The sequence below is a fragment of the Cupriavidus phytohabitans genome, from assembly GCF_017815025.1.
Classification (GTDB): Bacteria; Pseudomonadota; Gammaproteobacteria; order Burkholderiales; family Burkholderiaceae; genus Cupriavidus.
Window position 1 is genome coordinate 1 of record NZ_JAGIQB010000196.1, and the last position, 1,232, is coordinate 1,232.

The 1,232-nt window shown below is 62.7% G+C and carries 1 protein-coding gene; it reads left to right on the forward strand.

What is annotated here, in order from left to right:
* Positions 1-135 precede the first annotated feature (135 nt).
* A partial coding sequence (locus tag J8I34_RS34095) for an IS256 family transposase (protein ID WP_500784453.1) occupies positions 136-1,232 on the forward strand: 1,097 nt, incomplete at its 3' end.

Here is a 1,232-nt window from a genome sequence, read left to right on the forward strand (position 1 = left end):
GCCATGCAAGAGGCAGCGACGTTCCTCGGACTACCGCCAGGGAACGGTAGCTGAACAAGATCGCGGCGCGCGGTTGGAGCGTGTCAGATTTTCCGTGTGCCAGAGGTCGTGAGATGCTTGTAAGCAAAACTGACCATGACCGTAACGATGTCCACCAAGAAGACCAAGAATCCGAAGGCACCCAAGCTTGTTTCCGATGAGCTGATTGACCAATTGCTGGCCCAGGTCGAGAACAAGGACGCCGAGTCGATTCTCGGCGAATCAGGCCTGGCTGGCCTGCTCAAGAAGCGGTCGGCCGAGCGCATGCTGGCCGCCGAACTGACCCACCATCTGGCTGCTGAGGCCAAGCAAGGCAGGAGCGGCAACCCCCGCAACGGCACCAGCCCAAAGACCGTCCTCACGCCCCACGGCGAACTGGAACTGGACATTCCACGCGACCGGCAGGCCACCTTCGAACCGCAACTGGTGGCCAAGTACCAGCGCCGGCTGCCCGGCTTCGACGACCACGTGATCAGCATGTATGCGCGCGGCATGAGCGTGCGCGAGATCCAGGGCCACCTGCAAGAACTGTATGGCCTGCAGGTCTCGCCCGACCTGATCTCCACCATCACCGACGAGGTACTGAGCGAGGTCGAGCAATGGCAGCAGCGCCCGCTGGAGACGATGTACCCAATCGTCTATTTCGACGCGCTGCGCCTGAAGATCCGCGACGAAGGCACCGTCAGGAACAAGGCCGTCTACCTGGCGCTAGGCATCCGCGCTGACGGGTGCAAGGAAGTGCTCGGGCTGTGGATCGAGCAAACCGAGGGCGCCAAGTTCTGGCTCAAGGTCTTCAATGAGCTGAAGAACCGCGGCCTGGACGACATCCTGGTCGCGGTAGTCGACGGCCTGCGCGGCTTCCCCGAAGCGATTGAGGCCGTCTTCCCGGCTGCGCTCAAGCCGATTTACCAGGCCGCCACGGCCGATGCCGCCGCCGGCGCGCTGGAGGCGTTTGCCGGCAGCGATTGGGGCCGGAAATTCCCGACGGTGCCCGATTTGTGGCGCCGGCAATGGGAACAGGTCATCCCATTCTTCGTCTATCCGCCCGAAGTGCGCAGGATTATCTACACGACGGATGAAGTTGACAAGCGCGGTGTGCTTTCGGTCGTTTATGGCGTCCGTATCGGTGGCCACGGAGCGCGTACCGCACTTGCCTGCGGTCGCGCTTGCTTCCAGCGCGAGAACAGGCGTTG